15 protein-coding genes are annotated in these 16,900 nt (G+C 52.1%); 9 read left to right on the top strand and 6 right to left on the bottom strand.

Going from position 1 to position 16,900, the window contains the following annotated elements:
* Positions 1-11: 11 nt before the first annotated feature.
* Genes ssuD through ssuE form a run of 3 tightly spaced genes read right to left on the bottom strand, consistent with a single transcriptional unit; the run spans position 12 to position 2,696 of the window.
* Positions 12-1,157 carry an FMNH2-dependent alkanesulfonate monooxygenase gene (gene ssuD, locus ABIE10_RS06515; RefSeq protein ID WP_016156131.1) on the bottom strand — a complete coding sequence of 382 codons (1,146 nt, stop codon included), beginning with the start codon at positions 1,155-1,157 and terminating at the stop codon, positions 12-14.
* A complete protein-coding gene (locus ABIE10_RS06510) occupies positions 1,154-2,128 on the bottom strand; it encodes a sulfonate ABC transporter substrate-binding protein (RefSeq protein ID WP_153690550.1) in 975 nt (324 codons plus the stop codon). Before ABIE10_RS06510 ends, ssuD begins: the two co-directional genes overlap by 4 nt.
* Entirely contained in the window at positions 2,121-2,696 is a 576-nt protein-coding gene (ssuE, locus tag ABIE10_RS06505; protein ID WP_016152471.1) for an NADPH-dependent FMN reductase, read from the bottom strand. The genes ABIE10_RS06510 and ssuE overlap by 8 nt, the downstream gene beginning before the upstream one ends.
* Positions 2,697-2,938: 242 nt before the next feature.
* On the opposite strand from ssuE, the gene pyrD reads away from it, so the two are divergent.
* On the top strand, positions 2,939-3,949 hold the full coding sequence (gene pyrD / locus ABIE10_RS06500; RefSeq protein ID WP_047501150.1) for a quinone-dependent dihydroorotate dehydrogenase: 1,011 nt from the start codon (positions 2,939-2,941) through the stop codon (positions 3,947-3,949).
* A 165-nt stretch (positions 3,950-4,114) separates the two neighbouring features.
* On the top strand, positions 4,115-4,657 hold the full coding sequence (zapC, locus tag ABIE10_RS06495; RefSeq protein ID WP_016152473.1) for a cell division protein ZapC: 543 nt from the start codon (positions 4,115-4,117) through the stop codon (positions 4,655-4,657).
* Here the strand turns inward: zapC and ABIE10_RS06490 are convergent.
* The gene (locus ABIE10_RS06490; protein ID WP_049042107.1) at positions 4,654-5,760 is read right to left on the bottom strand and encodes a YcbX family protein; all 1,107 of its coding nucleotides are present in this window, start codon (positions 5,758-5,760) and stop codon (positions 4,654-4,656) included. The two genes, zapC and ABIE10_RS06490, sit on opposite strands and share 4 nt — an antisense overlap.
* A gap of 98 nt (positions 5,761-5,858) precedes the next feature.
* Between ABIE10_RS06490 and rlmKL the strand changes: the two genes are divergently transcribed.
* The 6 genes from rlmKL to rmf all read left to right on the top strand — a co-directional run bounded on the left by rlmKL (position 5,859) and on the right by rmf (position 13,781).
* Entirely contained in the window at positions 5,859-7,967 is a 2,109-nt protein-coding gene (gene rlmKL / locus ABIE10_RS06485) for a bifunctional 23S rRNA (guanine(2069)-N(7))-methyltransferase RlmK/23S rRNA (guanine(2445)-N(2))-methyltransferase RlmL (protein ID WP_016152475.1), read from the top strand.
* 12 nt (positions 7,968-7,979) lie between these two features.
* Positions 7,980-9,887: an ABC transporter ATP-binding protein gene (locus tag ABIE10_RS06480; RefSeq protein ID WP_016152476.1), complete on the top strand. Its 1,908-nt coding sequence runs from the start codon at positions 7,980-7,982 to the stop codon at positions 9,885-9,887.
* Positions 9,888-9,902: 15 nt separating this feature from the next.
* Entirely contained in the window at positions 9,903-11,150 is a 1,248-nt protein-coding gene (gene pqiA / locus ABIE10_RS06475) for a membrane integrity-associated transporter subunit PqiA (RefSeq protein WP_047501146.1), read from the top strand.
* 4 nt (positions 11,151-11,154) lie between these two features.
* A complete protein-coding gene (gene pqiB, locus ABIE10_RS06470; RefSeq protein WP_003836843.1) occupies positions 11,155-12,795 on the top strand; it encodes an intermembrane transport protein PqiB in 1,641 nt (546 codons plus the stop codon).
* Positions 12,792-13,355, top strand: coding sequence for a membrane integrity-associated transporter subunit PqiC (gene pqiC, locus ABIE10_RS06465; protein ID WP_016152478.1), 564 nt, complete (start codon positions 12,792-12,794; stop codon positions 13,353-13,355). The genes pqiB and pqiC overlap by 4 nt, the downstream gene beginning before the upstream one ends.
* Positions 13,356-13,613: 258 nt before the next feature.
* Positions 13,614-13,781, top strand: a complete 168-nt coding sequence (gene rmf / locus ABIE10_RS06460) for a ribosome modulation factor (protein ID WP_003035871.1) — start codon at positions 13,614-13,616, stop codon at positions 13,779-13,781.
* A gap of 107 nt (positions 13,782-13,888) precedes the next feature.
* On the opposite strand, the gene fabA is transcribed toward rmf, so the two are convergent.
* Positions 13,889-14,407 (bottom strand): bifunctional 3-hydroxydecanoyl-ACP dehydratase/trans-2-decenoyl-ACP isomerase, encoded by a 519-nt coding sequence (gene fabA / locus ABIE10_RS06455; RefSeq protein WP_003035875.1) that lies wholly within the window; start codon positions 14,405-14,407, stop codon positions 13,889-13,891.
* Positions 14,408-14,475: 68 nt separating this feature from the next.
* Positions 14,476-16,236: an AAA family ATPase gene (locus ABIE10_RS06450; RefSeq protein WP_049283226.1), complete on the bottom strand. Its 1,761-nt coding sequence runs from the start codon at positions 16,234-16,236 to the stop codon at positions 14,476-14,478.
* Between the two features lie 185 nt (positions 16,237-16,421).
* Here ABIE10_RS06450 and matP point away from each other — a divergent pair, with 185 nt between their 5' ends.
* Positions 16,422-16,874 carry a macrodomain Ter protein MatP gene (matP, locus tag ABIE10_RS06445; protein WP_016152480.1) on the top strand — a complete coding sequence of 151 codons (453 nt, stop codon included), beginning with the start codon at positions 16,422-16,424 and terminating at the stop codon, positions 16,872-16,874.
* Positions 16,875-16,900: the final 26 nt, after the last annotated feature.

The following is a 16,900-nucleotide window of genomic DNA, read 5'->3' as shown; positions in this document are numbered from 1 at the left end:
CAGCAGGCTCCTTAGCTTTGCGCGATTTTGCGTGGGATAAATTCGTTTGCCACCGCTTCGCCTTGTTGATGCTGGCGCTGCGGCTGTGGAATTTCTGGTATAGCGACATCCAGATGTGGGAACAGCAGCTCGCCAACCTTGTATGCCTCTTCCAGATGTGGATACCCGGACAACACAAAACTGTCGATTCCCAGTGCGGCATACTCGTTGATACGCGCCGCGACCGTTGGACCATCTCCGACCAGCGCGGTACCCGCGCCACCGCGCACCAGTCCTACTCCTGCCCACAAGTTCGGGCTGATTTCCAGTTTGTCGCGTTTACCGTTGTGCAGTGCAGCCATTCGCTGCTGACCAACCGAATCCGTTCTTGAGAAGGCGGCCTGGGCTTTGGCAATGGTGTCGTCATCCAGATGGGCTATCAGACGATCCGCTGCCTGCCACGCCTCTTGCGTTGTCTCCCGGACGATCACATGCAGACGAATACCAAAGCGGATCTTGCGCCCGAGCGCCGCCGCTTTGGCCCGCACCTGTTCAATCTTCTCTTTCACCTGTTCAGGCGGCTCGCCCCAGGTCAGATAGAGATCAACCTGCTCGGCAGCAAGATCTTGTGCGACATCAGACGAACCGCCGAAATAAAGCGGTGGCCGGGGTTGTTGTACAGGAGGGAAAAACAGTTTCGCGCCGCGGACATGAATGTGTTTGCCGTTGAAATCCACGGTTTCACCTTGCAGCAAACGCCGCCAGACCTGAGTGAATTCAGCAGAGGCTTCATAGCGCTCGGTGTGATCAAGGAACACGCCGTCACCCGCCAGCTCTTGTGGATCGCTGCCGGTTACCAGGTTGAATAACGCCCGGCCGTTAGAGAGTCTGTCGAGCGTCGCAGCCTGGCGGGCGGCGACCGTCGGCGAGGTTACGCTTGGACGAAGCGCGACCAGAAACTTTAATCGCTGGGTGACCGGGATCATCGACGCGGCGACCAGCCAGGCATCTTCACAGGAGCGACCGGTTGGGATCAGAACGCCAGTAAATCCCAGACGATCGGCTGTTTGCGCAATTTGTTGCAAATAACCGTGATCGACCGGGCGCGAACCTTCTTCCGTCCCCAGATAATGACCGTCACCGTGGGTGGGTAAAAACCAGAACATGTTCAGACTCATAATTTTTCTCCTGCCTGCTGAGTGGGTTGCCAGATACGCTGGCGAATATCGATTTTTTTCGGCACCAGACGGTTGTCATAAAACAGATCCGCGGTTTGTTGTTGTAGGGCGGCAACCGAGGCGCTGACGGGCGTAATGGTGGTTGGCGGACGGTGATCCAGATAAGACGCAATTACCGGCTCGGGCAGACCCATGGTTTTAGCCAGCAGAGTAATACTTTGCTGGCGTTGGCTGAGAGTTAACGCATCCGCCTGGCTAAAGGTATCCAGTACGCCAAGAACAAAAGCGCTATTTTTTTCGGCATAAGGACGTGCAGCGAGATAAAACGAACCGGTCTGCTTGAGGTCTGAGCCGTCTTTCAGCACGCGCACATCACCTTGCAGTAATGCGGCCGAATAGTAGGGATCCCAGATAGCCCACGCATCGACGTTTCCTTGCTGGAAGGCCGCTCGCGCATCGGCGGGGGTCAGATAAGTCGGTTGAATATCGGTAAATTTCAACCCTGCCTGTTGCAGCGCCCGGAGCAGTAAATTGTGGGCGCTGGAACCTTTCTGGAAGGCGACTTTATGCCCTTTGAGCTGCGCAACGCTCTGGATCGGGCTATTTTTCGGCACCAGAATCACTTCGGCTTTCGGTTTGGGCGGTTCGACGCCCACATAAACCAGATCGGCTCCGGCGGCCTGGGCGAAAATTGGCGGAATGTCACCGGTACTGCCGAGATCGATACTGCCGATATTGAGTGCTTCCAGCATTTGCGGTCCAGCCGGGAACTCAATCCACGAGATTTTGGTCTGTGGGTAGCGTTTCTCCAGTAGCTGATGACTTTTTGCCAGCACCATGCTGACGCTTCCTTTCTGATACCCAATGCGCAGGGCATCCGGAGCCGATTCTGCGGCATGCGCCAAGGATGACAGGGACAGCAGCCCGGTAAATGCCAGCCATGAGGTGTGACGCTTGAGCAGATTAAGCATGGGCGGCACCTCGCAGGGCGTTCAGTTGCGGGAGTTGGAGATCGCGACGATGCAACGCCAGCCAGAAAGTGTCGAGCGCACTGTCCAGGCGCTGCTGCAGGTTGGGCGTAAACTGCGGTTTATGCTGATAGTCGATGACCTGTGAATCATCGGCAAACACGCCGTGCAGGATCTCCTGAGCCTTTAACGCGCTCAGCACCGGTTTCAGCGCGTAATCGACGGCCAGTAAATGCGCCACGCTGCCGCCAGTCGCCAGCGGCAAAACCACTTTTCCTTCCAGCGCCCGCTCGGGGAGCAGATCGAGCAGCGTTTTCAGTGCGCCAGAGTAAGCGGCTTTGTAGACCGGCGTTGCGACAATCAGCCCGTCTGCATCCTGTAGTTGTTCGATAAATGTCTTCAGCGCCGGACTGTCAAAACGGGCATAGATCAGGTCTTCCGGGGCAAAGTTGTGCAGGTTCCAGTGAAAGACTTCGACATCCTGGCCGTTCAATTTTTCTCGGGCATATTCCAGCAACGCGCTGGAGCGAGAGGGAAAGCGTGGGCTTCCCGCCAGAGTGATGACGCGCATAATTTTATTCTCCACTTATAACCAATTGTTTGCTTTTGATTAACATTGATAACAATTTGTGCAGTCTGGCAGAGAGACTTTGTTTATCGAAATGATTTATACGGGATAGAAAAGTTGAAAAATGAATAAAAAGGAGGAAGCAGGAAAACGATTGCTATTTATTGCCGCAGGTCAATTCCCTTTTTGCTCGCGATCGCACATAATACGCCCCCGGTTTGCACACCGGGAATCCAGGAGAGTTCATGTACTACCCCTTCGTTCGTAAAGCCCTTTTCCAGCTCGATCCAGAGCGCGCTCATGAATTGACATTCCAGCAATTACGTCGCATTACCGGCACGCCGCTCGAAGCGCTTGTCCGCCAGAAAGTACCCGCAAAACCGGTTACCTGTATGGGGCTGACGTTTAAAAATCCACTCGGGCTTGCTGCCGGACTGGATAAAGACGGGGAGTGCATTGATGCGCTCGGCGCGATGGGATTTGGTTCCATTGAGATTGGTACCGTGACGCCGCGTCCTCAGCCGGGTAATGATAAACCACGTCTGTTTCGTCTGGTCGATGCAGAAGGTTTGATCAACCGCATGGGGTTTAATAACCTGGGGGTTGATAACCTGGTTGAGAACGTCAAAAAATCGCATTTTGACGGTATTCTGGGGATTAATATTGGTAAGAATAAAGATACTCCGGTAGAGAACGGCAAAGATGACTATCTGATTTGTATGGAAAAAGTCTATGCTTATGCTGGTTATATCGCGATTAATATCTCTTCACCGAATACGCCGGGATTACGTACGCTGCAATATGGTGAGGCGCTGGATGATCTTCTGACGGCAATTAAAAATAAGCAAAATGATCTGCAAGAGATCCACCATAAATATGTTCCAGTGGCGGTTAAGATCGCACCGGATCTTTCTGTGGAAGAACTGATCCAGGTTGCTGACAGTTTAGTTCGTCATAATATTGATGGCGTAATTGCGACTAACACCACTCTCGATCGTTCTCTCGTTCAGGGAATGAAAAATTGCGATCAAATGGGTGGCCTGAGCGGTCGACCGTTACAATTAAAAAGTACAGAAATTATTCGCCAGTTGTCTCAGGAATTAAAAGGTCAGCTGCCGATTATTGGGGTTGGTGGTATCGACTCAGTAATCGCCGCGCGTGAGAAAATAGCTGCCGGTGCTTCTTTGGTACAGATTTATTCGGGCTTTATTTTTAAAGGCCCACCGTTGATTAAAGAAATCGTCACCAATATCTGAATGCTACCTTAATCACAATCCAGGGCTTTATTTCTGGCCCTGGTTGTTTTATATTCCTTTACTGTTGCTTATTTAAACATTCTGAGCTTTTATTATTAAGGCAATAAACGAAGCGGCAAAAGGATACTGTCGTAATGGTGATGATTAAGGAAAGGAGAGAAACTGATGCGAATTAAACCCGACGATAACTGGCGCTGGTATTATGATGAAGAGCACGATCGTATGATGCTCGATTTAGCCAATGGCATGTTATTCCGTTCGCGTTTTGCTCGTAAAATGCTCACTCCGGATGCATTTTCTCCGTCGGGTTTTTGTGTTGATGACGCCGCGCTTTATTTTTCCTTTGAAGAAAAATGTCGCTACCTGGATTTAGCCAAAGAGCAAAAGGCGGAACTGGTGCTTAATGCGCTGGTGGCGATTCGTTACCTTAAACCGCAAATGCCAAAAAGCTGGCACTTTGTCGCACACGGTATTAACTGGTCGCCAGTCGTGGGGGATGCTGCTTGTGTGGATTTAAGCGATACGGATGAACAGGTAAACCTGTTAGTGGTTGAACCGGGTGAAAATGCCGCGCTTTGTCTGCTTGCACAACCTGGTGTGGTTATTGCCGGGCGCACAATGCAGCTTGGCGACGCGATTAAAATAATGAATGACAGACTGAAACCGCAGGTTATTGCCGACAGTTTCAGCCTTGAACAGGCGGTTTAACTCTCCAGCCTGATTGTCGTTTTGGGAACGCAACTGCAGCACAGAATCGTCCCGTCATCCCCAATCGCTGATTTTTTCAGCGGACTAACTTCGCCTTCCAACAGTCGAATTCGACAGCATCCGCAAATTCCTGCCCGGCATGAATAGGGCACCCGGATACCCTGGTTTTCCAGCTGTTCAAGCAATACCTGCTGATTATTTCCGCGAAAGGTCTGGCCCTGCCAGTCAATAAGTACCGTGGCATCGGGCTGTTGTTCCAGTGCGGTATCGTCTGGCTCCGCCGCACCGTAAGCTCTGGCGGGACCGGTTGCCAAAATCTCTACCTCATCGCCGACGCGAATAACGCCGCTGTTGCGTGCGATAAGATTCTGGCCGAAATCGACGTCGCCGTTATCCACCGCTGTCCGGAAGGTTTGCAGCGTGGCGAGCGGCTCGCCAGACGGATGTTTCTGGCCTTTTTCTGGGCTAACGGTAGTGAAAATGCAGCGGCTACAGGGTTTTGCCACATCAAAAATGACGTCGCCAATGCGAATCACTTTCCACGTGTCTTCTGCCCATGCGTCAGCCCCCGAAACCACCAGATTGGGGCGAAACTGTTCCATTTTGACGCTTGCCGGACAGCGCTGTTGCACATCGCGCAGAGATGCTTCGTTGGCCAGCAGGTAGGGATAACCATCGGCGAAGGACAAAGGAACATCAGCGTGGCGCTTCACCCGGCGTGTCAGTTGCGGACCCACCCAGCGCAACTGCACGTCACGGGAGAAAAAGCCGCTCAGCCACAGGTTGATAGCCGCTGGCGCAATACGCGCGGTAAAATGGTTTCCCCACACTTCAGTCGGCGCATCCTGGGTGGCGAAGTCTGCGAATCGCACGAGCGCACTGCTGCCGTCTGGAGCCGTGAGATGAAGTCCATCGTGGAAAGGGGAAGGGGTAAAGCGGACCATTTGCGGGAACTGTCGGGCGGTAATGAACGTCCCGTCGGGTTCGGTAATCATAAATATACGATCCAGGGCGAGACCGCTCACGTCTGCCAGGGCGTGCGTGAGTCCAATTCCACGCATTGATTTAACCGGATGAATAAAAAGTCGGGTCAACGTTACCACTGCACAGCCCCTTGAACGAAAATAAGCCTTCAACTTTATGACATACAGCCCATATTAGCTATAATGCGCAGCAATTTTCTAGGAGTAAAAGTGACATTATGAATTCTCTGTTTGCCAGTACGGCCCGCGGGCTGGAAGAGCTGTTAAAAACTGAACTGGAAAACCTCGGCGCGCTGGAGTGTCAGGTCGTTCAGGGTGGGGTCCATTTTAAGGGCGACACGCGGCTTGTTTACCAGAGCCTGATGTGGAGCCGCCTGGCCTCGCGCATTATCCTGCCGATGGGAGAGTGCAAGGTCTACAGCGATCTTGATCTGTACCTCGGCGTTCAGGCAATCGACTGGACAGAGATATTTAATCCTGGTGCTACGTTTGCCGTCCATTTTAGCGGCCTGAACGAGACCATTCGTAACAGCCAGTACGGTGCGTTGAAGGTCAAGGATGCGATTGTCGATGCTTTTACCCGCAAAAATCTGCCGCGTCCAAATGTGGATCGTGAATCTCCGGATCTGCGAATCAACGTCTGGTTGAACAAAGATACCGCCAGCATTGCACTCGATCTGAGCGGTGACGGTTTGCATCAGCGCGGTTATCGCGATCGCGCGGGTCAGGCGCCGATTAAAGAGACGCTGGCCGCCGCTATTGTTATGCGTTCTGGCTGGCAGCCGGGCACACCGTTACTCGATCCGATGTGCGGCTCCGGCACGCTGCTGATTGAAGCGGCGATGTGGGCAACCGATCGCGCGCCGGGCCTGCACCGCGGGTACTGGGGCTTTAGCGGTTGGGCACAGCACGATGAAGCCGTCTGGCAAGAGGTTAAAGCCGAAGCTCAGGTGCGTGCGCGTAAGGGACTAGCTGACTATACTTCGCACTTCTATGGCTCCGACAGCGATGCGCGCGTGATTGAAAAAGCGCGTAGTAACGCCCGCCGCGCAGGTATTGCCGATCTGATGACATTTGACGTTAAAGATGTCGCCAAACTGAGTAATCCACTGCCGAAGGGACCGTATGGTACGGTGATCAGTAACCCGCCCTACGGCGAACGTCTGGATAGCGAACCGGCGCTGATTGCCCTGCATAGCTTGCTGGGCCGTACGATGAAAAACCAGTTTGGCGGCTGGAATTTGTCGCTGTTCAGCGCCTCTCCGGATTTGCTCAGCAGCCTGCAATTGCGCGCTGATAAGCAGTTCAAAGCGAAAAACGGTCCGCTGGATTGCGTACAGAAAAACTATCACGTTGCAGAGACCACTGCGGACAGCAAGCCAGCCACGGTCGCGGAAGATTATGCCAATCGCCTGCGCAAGAATATCAAGAAGCTGGAAAAATGGGCGCGTCAGGAAGGAATTGAATGCTATCGCCTGTATGATGCTGACCTGCCGGAATACAACGTTGCAGTGGACCGTTACGGTGAGTGGGTCGTGGTTCAGGAATACGCTCCGCCGAAGACGGTCGATGCGCAAAAAGCACGTCAACGCCTGTTCGATATCATTGCCGCAACGTTGTCGGTCCTGGAAATCGCGCCAAATAAACTGGTGCTGAAAACCCGTGAACGGCAGAAAGGGAAGAACCAGTATCAGAAGATGAATGAGAAGGGTGAATTCATTGAGGTAAGTGAGTACAACGCCCGCCTGTGGGTCAACCTGACAGACTATCTTGATACCGGTTTGTTCCTCGATCACCGTATTGCGCGCCGCATGCTGGGCCAGATGAGTAAAGGTAAGGATTTCCTTAACCTGTTCTCCTACACCGGCAGTGCCAGCGTTCATGCCGGACTGGGCGGTGCGCGTAGCACCACGACGGTTGATATGTCGCGTACCTACCTGGAGTGGGCTGAGCGTAACCTGCGGCTGAACGGCCTGAGTGGTCGCGCTCACCGTTTAATTCAGGCCGATTGCCTGGGCTGGCTGCGCGATGCCAATGAACAGTTTGATCTGATTTTCATCGATCCGCCGACGTTCTCTAACTCAAAACGTATGGAAGACTCGTTTGATGTACAGCGCGATCATCTGGCGCTGATGAAAGATCTGAAACGTCTGCTGCGTAAAGACGGCACGATCATGTTCTCCAACAACAAGCGTGGGTTCCGTATGGATCTCGACGGTCTGGCTGAACTGGGATTAAAAGCACAAGAAATCACCCAAAAAACGCTTTCCCAGGACTTTGCCCGTAACCGTCAGATCCACAATTGCTGGCTGATTACCGCAGCCTGAAAGGATAAATAAATGTCATTGATCAGTATGCATGGTGCATGGCTGTCGTTCAGCGATGCGCCGCTTCTTGATAATGCAGAACTGCATATCGAAGATAACGAACGCGTCTGTCTGGTTGGCCGTAATGGCGCAGGTAAGTCGACGCTGATGAAGATCCTCAACCGTGAACAGGGTCTTGACGACGGGCGTATTATTTATGAGCAGGACCTGGTTGTGGCGCGTCTGCAGCAGGATCCGCCGCGTAATGTTGAGGGCAGCGTCTATGACTTCGTTGCCGAAGGTATTGAGGAACAGGCTGAATATCTGAAGCGTTATCACGATATTTCGCGCCTGGTGATGACCGATCCCAGCGACAGAAACCTGAATGAAATGGCGCGGGTTCAGGAAATGCTCGATCACCATAATCTGTGGCAGCTCGAAAGCCGCATTAATGAAGTGCTGGCACAACTGGGACTGGATCCTAACGCCGCGCTTTCTTCGCTTTCGGGCGGCTGGCTGCGTAAGGCGGCGCTGGGCCGCGCGTTAGTGAGCAACCCGCGCGTACTGCTGCTGGATGAACCAACTAACCACCTGGATATTGAAACTATCGACTGGCTGGAAGGGTTCCTGAAATCCTTCAATGGGACAATTATTTTCATTTCCCACGACCGTTCATTTATTCGCAATATGGCGACGCGTATTGTCGATCTCGACCGCGGCAAGCTGGTGACCTATCCGGGGAACTACGATCAGTATCTGCTGGATAAAGAAGAAGCGCTGCGGGTGGAAGATCTCCAAAACGCGGAATTTGATCGCAAGCTGGCGCAGGAAGAAGTGTGGATCCGTCAGGGCATCAAAGCGCGTCGTACCCGTAATGAAGGCCGCGTGCGGGCGCTGAAAGCCATGCGTCGCGAGCGTGGCGAACGTCGCGAAGTGATGGGCACGGCGAAGATGCAGGTCGAAGAGGCGAGCCGCTCTGGCAAGATTGTCTTCGAAATGGAGAATGTTGATTACCAGGTTGATGGAAAGCAACTGGTAAAAGATTTCTCCGCGCAGGTGCAACGTAGCGACAAGATTGCGCTAATTGGACCTAACGGCTGCGGTAAAACAACGCTGCTGAAGCTGATGTTAGGTCAGCTTCAGGCTGACAGCGGACGCATTCACGTCGGCACGAAGCTGGAAGTGGCGTATTTCGATCAGCACCGCGCCGAACTGGATCCGGATAAAACCGTGATGGACAACCTTGCTGAGGGTAAGCAAGAGGTGCTGGTTAACGGTAAACCTCGCCATGTGCTGGGCTACCTCCAGGATTTCCTGTTCCATCCGAAACGGGCGATGACGCCAGTACGTGCGCTCTCTGGTGGGGAACGCAATCGCCTACTGCTGGCGCGTCTTTTTCTCAAACCCAGTAATCTTTTGATTCTCGATGAACCAACGAACGATCTGGACGTCGAAACGCTGGAACTGCTTGAAGAGCTGATTGATAGCTACCAGGGCACCGTGCTGCTGGTGAGCCACGACCGTCAGTTTGTGGATAATACCGTCACCGAATGCTGGATCTTCGAAGGCGGCGGTAAAATTGGTCGTTATGTCGGCGGTTATCATGATGCCCGCAGCCAGCAATCGCAGTATGTGGCGTTTAAACAGCCAGTTGCGAAAAAAACAGAGGAAACCGTTGCTCCTAAAGCAGAAATTGTCAAACGCAGCACGAGCAAACTAAGCTATAAACTGCAGCGCGAACTGGAGCTGCTCCCCGCGCTGCTTGAAGAACTGGAAGCTAAACTGGAAGCATTACAAGCTCAGGTAGCTGACGCCGCTTTTTTCAGTCAGCCGCATGAGCAAACGCAACAGGTATTAGCTAATCTGAACGAAGCTGAACAAGAACTTGAGCAAGCCTTTGAGCGCTGGGAGTATCTTGAGTCTTTGAAGAACGGTGCATAATTTAAAGGAGCACATATGTGCGAACATCACCATGCCGCGAAGCATATTCTGTGCTCGCAGTGTGACATGCTGGTGGCGTTACCTCGCCTTGAGCATGGTCAGAAAGCGGCATGTCCACGATGTGGCACTACGTTAACGGTTGAGTGGGACGCGCCACGGCAGCGTCCTACCGCCTATGTGTTAGCAGCATTATTTATGCTGCTTTTGTCAAACCTCTTTCCCTTTGTGAATATGAATGTTGCGGGGGTGAGCAGCGAAGTGACGCTGCTGCAAATCCCCAGCGTTCTCTTTTCGGAAGATTACGCCAGCCTCGGTACCTTCTTTATCTTATTCGTTCAGTTGGTTCCCGCTTTTTGCTTGTTGACCATTTTGCTGTTGGTGAATCGGGTTCATATGCCTGAGCGGCTTAAAACATGGCTGGCGCGTATTTTGTTTCAGTTAAAAAGCTGGGGAATGGCAGAAATTTTCCTCGCGGGCGTGCTGGTGAGCTTTGTTAAGCTGATGGCCTACGGCGATATCGGTGTGGGCAGCAGCTTCATCCCGTGGTGCATGTTTTGTATGCTCCAGTTGCGGGCTTTTCAGTGTGTGGATCGCCGTTGGCTGTGGGATGATATTGCCCCTATGCCAGCCATTAAGCAGGAATTAAAGCCTGGTGTGCCCGGCATCCGACAAGGATTGCGTTCTTGTTCCTGCTGCACCGCTATTCTTCCGGCAGACGAGCTGGTATGCCCACGCTGTCAGACGAAAGGTTATGTGCGGCGTAAAAACAGTCTGCAATGGACATTGGCATTACTGTTTACGTCGATCATGCTTTATCTTCCTGCCAATATTCTGCCGATCATGATCACCGATCTGCTCGGGTCAAAGCTGCCTTCGACGATACTCGAGGGCGTGGTTTTAATCTGGAGCGAAGGCTCTTACCCGGTGGCTGCGATTATCTTTATCGCCAGTATTATGGTGCCGACGTTGAAAATGATCGCCATTGCCTGGCTGTGTTGGGATGCCAAAGGGCACGGCAAACGCGATAGTGAACGAATGCATTTAATTTACGAGGTTGTAGAATTTGTCGGTCGCTGGTCAATGATCGACGTTTTTGTAATTGCCGTACTCTCTGCGCTGGTGCGCATGGGAGGGTTAATGAACATTTATCCTGCAATGGGTGCTTTGATGTTTGCTTTAGTCGTCATTATGACAATGTTTTCTGCGATGACATTTGATCCCCGTCTGTCGTGGGACCGTGAACCAGATCATGAGGAGTCCTGACAGCATGGAATCTAAAAGTGGGGAAGCCAAAGTGCAAAAGGTAAAAAACTGGTCGCCCGTGTGGATATTCCCTATAGTCACTGCCCTCATTGGCGCGTGGGTCCTGTTTTATCATTACAGTCATCAGGGGCCACAAGTCACGCTGATTACCACCAATGCCGAAGGTATTGAAGGGGGCAAAACGACGATTAAGAGCCGCAGTGTGGATGTCGGTATCGTCGAGAGCGCAACCCTGACTGATGATTTGACACATGTGGAAATTAAAGCTCGTCTTAACTCCGGAATGGAAAAGCTGCTGCATAAAGATTCTGTCTTTTGGGTGGTGAAGCCGCAGGTTGGACGTGAAGGTATCAGTGGGCTCGGCACGCTATTGTCCGGGGCTTATATTGAACTGCAGCCTGGCAATAAAGGCAGCAAGCTGGAAAATTACCAACTGCTGGATTCACCGCCGCTGGCGCCGCCAGATGCGAAAGGGATCCGTGTGATTCTGGACAGCAAAAAAGCCGGTCAGTTGAGCCCGGGCGACCCGGTTCTGTTCCGTGGTTATCGTGTAGGTTCGGTTGAAACCAGCACATTTGATGCGCAAAAGCGTACGATTAGCTACCAGCTATTTATCAATGCGCCTAACGATCGTCTGGTGACCAGCAATGTGCGTTTCTGGAAAGACAGTGGGATCGCCGTAGATCTTACTTCGGCAGGTATGCGCGTGGAAATGGGATCTCTCTCCACGCTGTTTGGCGGTGGCGTAAGTTTTGATGTGCCAGAAGGGCTGGAACAAGGCGAACCGGTCGCACAACAGTCTGCGTTTAATCTTTATGACGACCAAAAAAGTATTCAGGATTCACTGTATACCGATCATATTGATTACCTGATGTTCTTTAAAGATTCAATTCGTGGCCTGCAGCCCGGCGCGCCACTGGAATTCCGTGGCATCCGTTTGGGTACGGTAAGCAAAGTACCTTTCTTCTCCCCGAATATGCGTCAGGTCTTCAACAATGATTACCGCATTCCGGTGCTGGTACGTATCGAACCAGAACGTCTGAAGGCACAGCTGGGAGAAGATACTGATGTTGGCGCTCATCTGGCAGAATTGCTTAAACGCGGCTTACGGGCATCGCTGAAAACCGGGAACCTGGTGACTGGCGCTCTGTATGTCGATCTCGACTTCTACCCGAAAGAACCGCCGATTACCGGTGTGCGCGAATTTAATGGTTATCAAATTATTCCGACCGTGAGCGGTGGTCTGGCGCAGATCCAGCAGCGACTGATGGAAGCGCTGGATAAGATTAACAATCTGCCGTTGAACCCGATGATTGAGCAGGCGACCAATACGTTGTCGGAAAGCCAGCGCACGATGAAGCATCTGCAAACCACGCTGGACAACATGAATAAGATCACGTCCAGTCAGTCGATGCAGGATCTTCCGGCGGATATGCAGAACACGCTGCGCGAACTGAACCGTAGTATGCAGGGCTTCCAGCCGGGGTCCGCCGCCTACAACAAGATGGTGGCGGATATGCAGCGTCTTGATCAGGTGCTGCGAGAACTGCAACCGGTACTGAAAACGTTGAACGATAAGAGCAATGCGCTGGTATTTGAAGCGAAGGACAAAAAAGATCCAGAGCCGAAGAGGGCGAAACAATGAAAAAGTGGCTAGTGGCGATGATGGCGGTCTGGCTGACGTCATGCAGCTCCAGCGGAGAAAATAAAAGCTATTACCAGCTTCCTATCGCGCAAGGGGGCGTACAGAGCTCAGCTAACCAGGGTAACCGTCTGCTGTGGGTTGAACAGATTGCGGTCCCGGACTATCTGGCGGGTAATGGGGTGGTTTACCAGACCAGCGATGTGCAATATGTGATAGCGAATAATAATCTCTGGGCCAGCCCCTTAGATCAGCAATTGCGCAATACCCTGGTTACGAACCTCAGTATGCAGTTGCCTGGCTGGGTTGTCGCTTCGCAGCCGCTGGGAAGCACTCAGGACACGTTGAACGTCACCGTGACCGGCTTCCACGGTCGGTACGATGGTAAGGTCATCGTGAGCGGTGAATGGCTGCTGAATCACCAGGGGCAGTTGATCAAGCGTCCATTCCACATCGAAGCTGTACAGACTAAAGACGGCTACGATGAGATGGTGAAGGTTCTGGCCAACGCCTGGAGCCAGGAAGCGACGGCAATGGCTCAAGAGCTGAAACGCATCCCTTAAGCTTAAATAATTGTAAATTATGCCGCCCCTGGTTCATTGCCCGGGGCGGTTTTTTTTATTTTTTTAGCCGTGGAGATAGCTGTTCTGACAGACTATTTTTGTACAAATGATTTTGCGGGTAGCTCACAAATATGACACTGGCGTGAATTTTGCGCATTGACGAGCCTGATGTTTAGGGGTATTCGTTTTAGTGTGATTGCACACTTAGTAATCACTGTTTTCTTTTCCACCAGACCCAAAAGATGAGGGAAACGAGGCATGAAGAGACAAAAACGAGATCGCCTGGAACGGGCACATCAACGTGGATATCAGGCCGGCATTGCCGGACGATCAAAAGAAATGTGTCCCTATCAGACGCTGAATCAGAGGTCATACTGGCTGGGAGGCTGGCGAGAAGCCATGGGGGATAGGGTTTTAATGGCCTGATTCTGTCTCTTTAGATAAAAGAAACCTCCGCAGAGCGGAGGTTTCGCCTTTTTGCCCACCAGACAAGACGAATAAACGTTAATGTCTGGCGGCTACGCTGACCTGGATTAGAACGCGGAAGTGTCCTGGAACAGACCCACTTTCAGATCGTTTGCGGTATAGATCAGACGACCATCAACCAGCACTTCACCATCAGCCAGGCCCATGATCAGGCGACGATTAACGATGCGTTTGAAGTGAATGCGGTAAGTCACTTTCTTTGCAGTCGGCAGAACCTGGCCGGTGAATTTAACTTCGCCTACGCCCAGCGCGCGGCCTTTACCTTCGCCGCCCAGCCAGCCGAGATAGAATCCAACCAACTGCCACATGGCATCCAGACCCAGGCAGCCCGGCATCACCGGATCGCCGATAAAGTGGCATCCGAAGAACCACAGGTCCGGGTTGATATCCAGTTCAGCTTCAACATAACCTTTGTCAAAGTTGCCGCCGGTTTCGGTCATCTTGATGACACGGTCCATCATCAGCATGCTTGGTGCAGGCAGTTGTGGCCCTTTTGCGCCAAACAGCTCACCGCGACCAGAGGCAAGAAGGTCTTCTTTTGTATAGGATTCGCGTTTATCTACCATGTTCTCTGTAAGCCTTATTTTATTGAAGCACGCAGGATAGCTAACACGTGTACGCTGAACAAGTCCGATCAGTTCGGAATAATCCAGTTCAGCCAACGTAGCGGCCAGGGAAAACGGTGACGACCTTCCTGCTGCGTTGCCGTAGCAATACGCTCCTGGATAGTTTGCATCAGCGTTGTCTGGCCTTCACCATCCCACACCAGATTTAATAACAGTGGCAGCGCATCGGTCACGTCGTCCACCGCCCAGATAGTGAATTTTTCTTCTTCTACGGCCTGTAGCAGTGCGGGATGCAGGCTCAGGTGTCTGACATTCGCTGAAGGAATGATAACGCCCTGTGTGCCTGTCAGCTCACGCTGCTGACAGATGGCGAAGAAGCCTTCAATTTTCTCGTTCAGACCACCAACAGGTTGTGCCCGACCAAACTGATCGACAGAACCGGTAATGGCGATGCTTTGATTAACAGGAACGTCGGCGAGGGCGCTAATCAATGCGCAAAGTTCTGCCATGGACGCGCTGTCGCCGTCCACTTCGCTGTAGGATTGCTCAAAGGTCAGCGAGGCAGAGAAGGGGATTTGCTGTTCAAGCTGGAGTTCCGACATCAGGAACGCCTGCATAATCATCATACCCTTAGCATGAATATTTCCGCCAAGCTCGGCTTTGCGCTCAATATCCGTAAATTCGCCGTCGCCAATATGAACCACACAGCTGATACGAGAAGGCTCACCAAACGCGCGGGGGTGGCCAGGAAATTCAATCACCGACAGGGCGTTGATTTGGCCAATACGCTCGCCTTCCGTCTCGATCAGGATCTGTTCCTGCAGGATCTCATCCTGCATTCGTTCGGCGAGGAAACCTTCCCGCCATTCACGCTGGGTCAGCATCAGACTGAACTGCTCAGCGTTGCAGGTTTCGCCCTCGCATAACGGGGCCACTTCTTTGAACTGCCGGGTGATCCACAGCGGGTTAAGCGGCAATGTATCCTGTTCGCCGGTATAACGAACGGCTTCACGGATCAGCACTTGCCATGCATCAGGGGCCGGGTAGGGCAAATTGTTGCGCGTAGCGGTATGTGTTACCCACTGACACCACTGCGTCATGGTTTCGGCATCCACTATCTGCAGATTATCTTCAAACTCGCTATAAATAGCCTGCTCAGCCAGCTCCGGCTCCATGTCCTGGAAGTCTGCCAGTGATTCACGTTCACCGACTAATACCACTTTGAGTTTAAGCGGCATAGGTGGAACGGAGACGGGCAGCGGGCGAGACTCATCAAAAGCTACCCAGTCAAAACGCTCGTGGCTGACAATGGCTTTCAGGCGCATCCACAGCAGCGGTTGGGCCAGTAGCGTGCGCAACGAAATAACCAGCACACCACCGTTGGCCTGATGCACAAGGCCTGGCTGTAGGGTAATTTCGCCGTTGAACTGACGCAGACAGCCAAACAGTTGTTCGGCTTCAACCCAGTCAGCGCAGACTACCTGGGTTAATGTCGCAAAATTGTCTTCTGCTCTCTCAGCTGTACGATAGCGGATAGTGTGACCGGAGATATCATAATGACCTCCGGTGAGACTTCCGGCATCAGAGTGCAGAGGCCGCGCGGCCTCTGCAATAAGGTTGATGTACTCAAGCTCTTCCGGCGCTTTTACCAGCATGAACGAAGACGTCGTCCAGTGCTGAAGAAGCTGCTCCAGCGCAAATTGTAAACGTGGCTGAGTATCACTAAGTAAGGTATCGGTGTCGTCAGTGACGTGCGGCTGTGCAAATACTTCCTGATAACTATCGGTGTCAGGAACCAGATCACGCCATGCAAGTTTCGTAATGGTCAAAGTTGATGTTTTTTAGTCTGTTGTAAAAAACGAGATTATACCGTAACCATCATCACTGCACACGTGGAAAGCGCTGTGAAACGAATGCGATGACGCGCGACAGTTCACAGGCTGGATATTCTTTTCTTCAGATGCCGAAAAAGCTGATATTCTGATAAGAGTTACACGGTAACATTGAGATCGCAATGAAATATCAACAACTTGAAAACCTTGAAAGCGGCTGGAAATGGAAGTATCTGGTGAAGAAGCATCGTGAGGGGGAGTTAATCACCCGTTACGTAGAGGCCAGCGCTGCCGAAGAAGCCGTTGATTTGTTGCTAACCCTCGAAAATGAACCGGTTCGGGTCAATACCTGGATTGAAGAACACATGAACTCTGCGCTGCTAAATCGTATGAAACAAACCATACGAGCGAGGCGTAAGCGGCACTTTAACGCGGAGCATCAGCATACGCGAAAGAAATCTATCGATCTGGAATTTATGGTCTGGCAGCGCTTAGCGGGGCTTGCGCAGCGGCGCGGCAAAACGCTTTCTGAAACTATTGTACAACTGATTGAAGACGCAGAGCATAAAGAGAAGTACGCGAATAAAATGTCGACATTGAAGCAGGATTTACAGGCGCTGCTGGGAAAAGAATAACCACAGAATGGCTAAATGTGTTGTGT

It is taken from the genome of Citrobacter sp. 506 (assembly GCF_050434985.1).
GTDB classification, from domain to species: domain Bacteria; phylum Pseudomonadota; class Gammaproteobacteria; order Enterobacterales; family Enterobacteriaceae; genus Citrobacter; species Citrobacter braakii.
The sequence above is the reverse complement of the archived record's forward strand: the minus strand, read 5'-3'. Positions and strand labels throughout refer to the sequence as shown.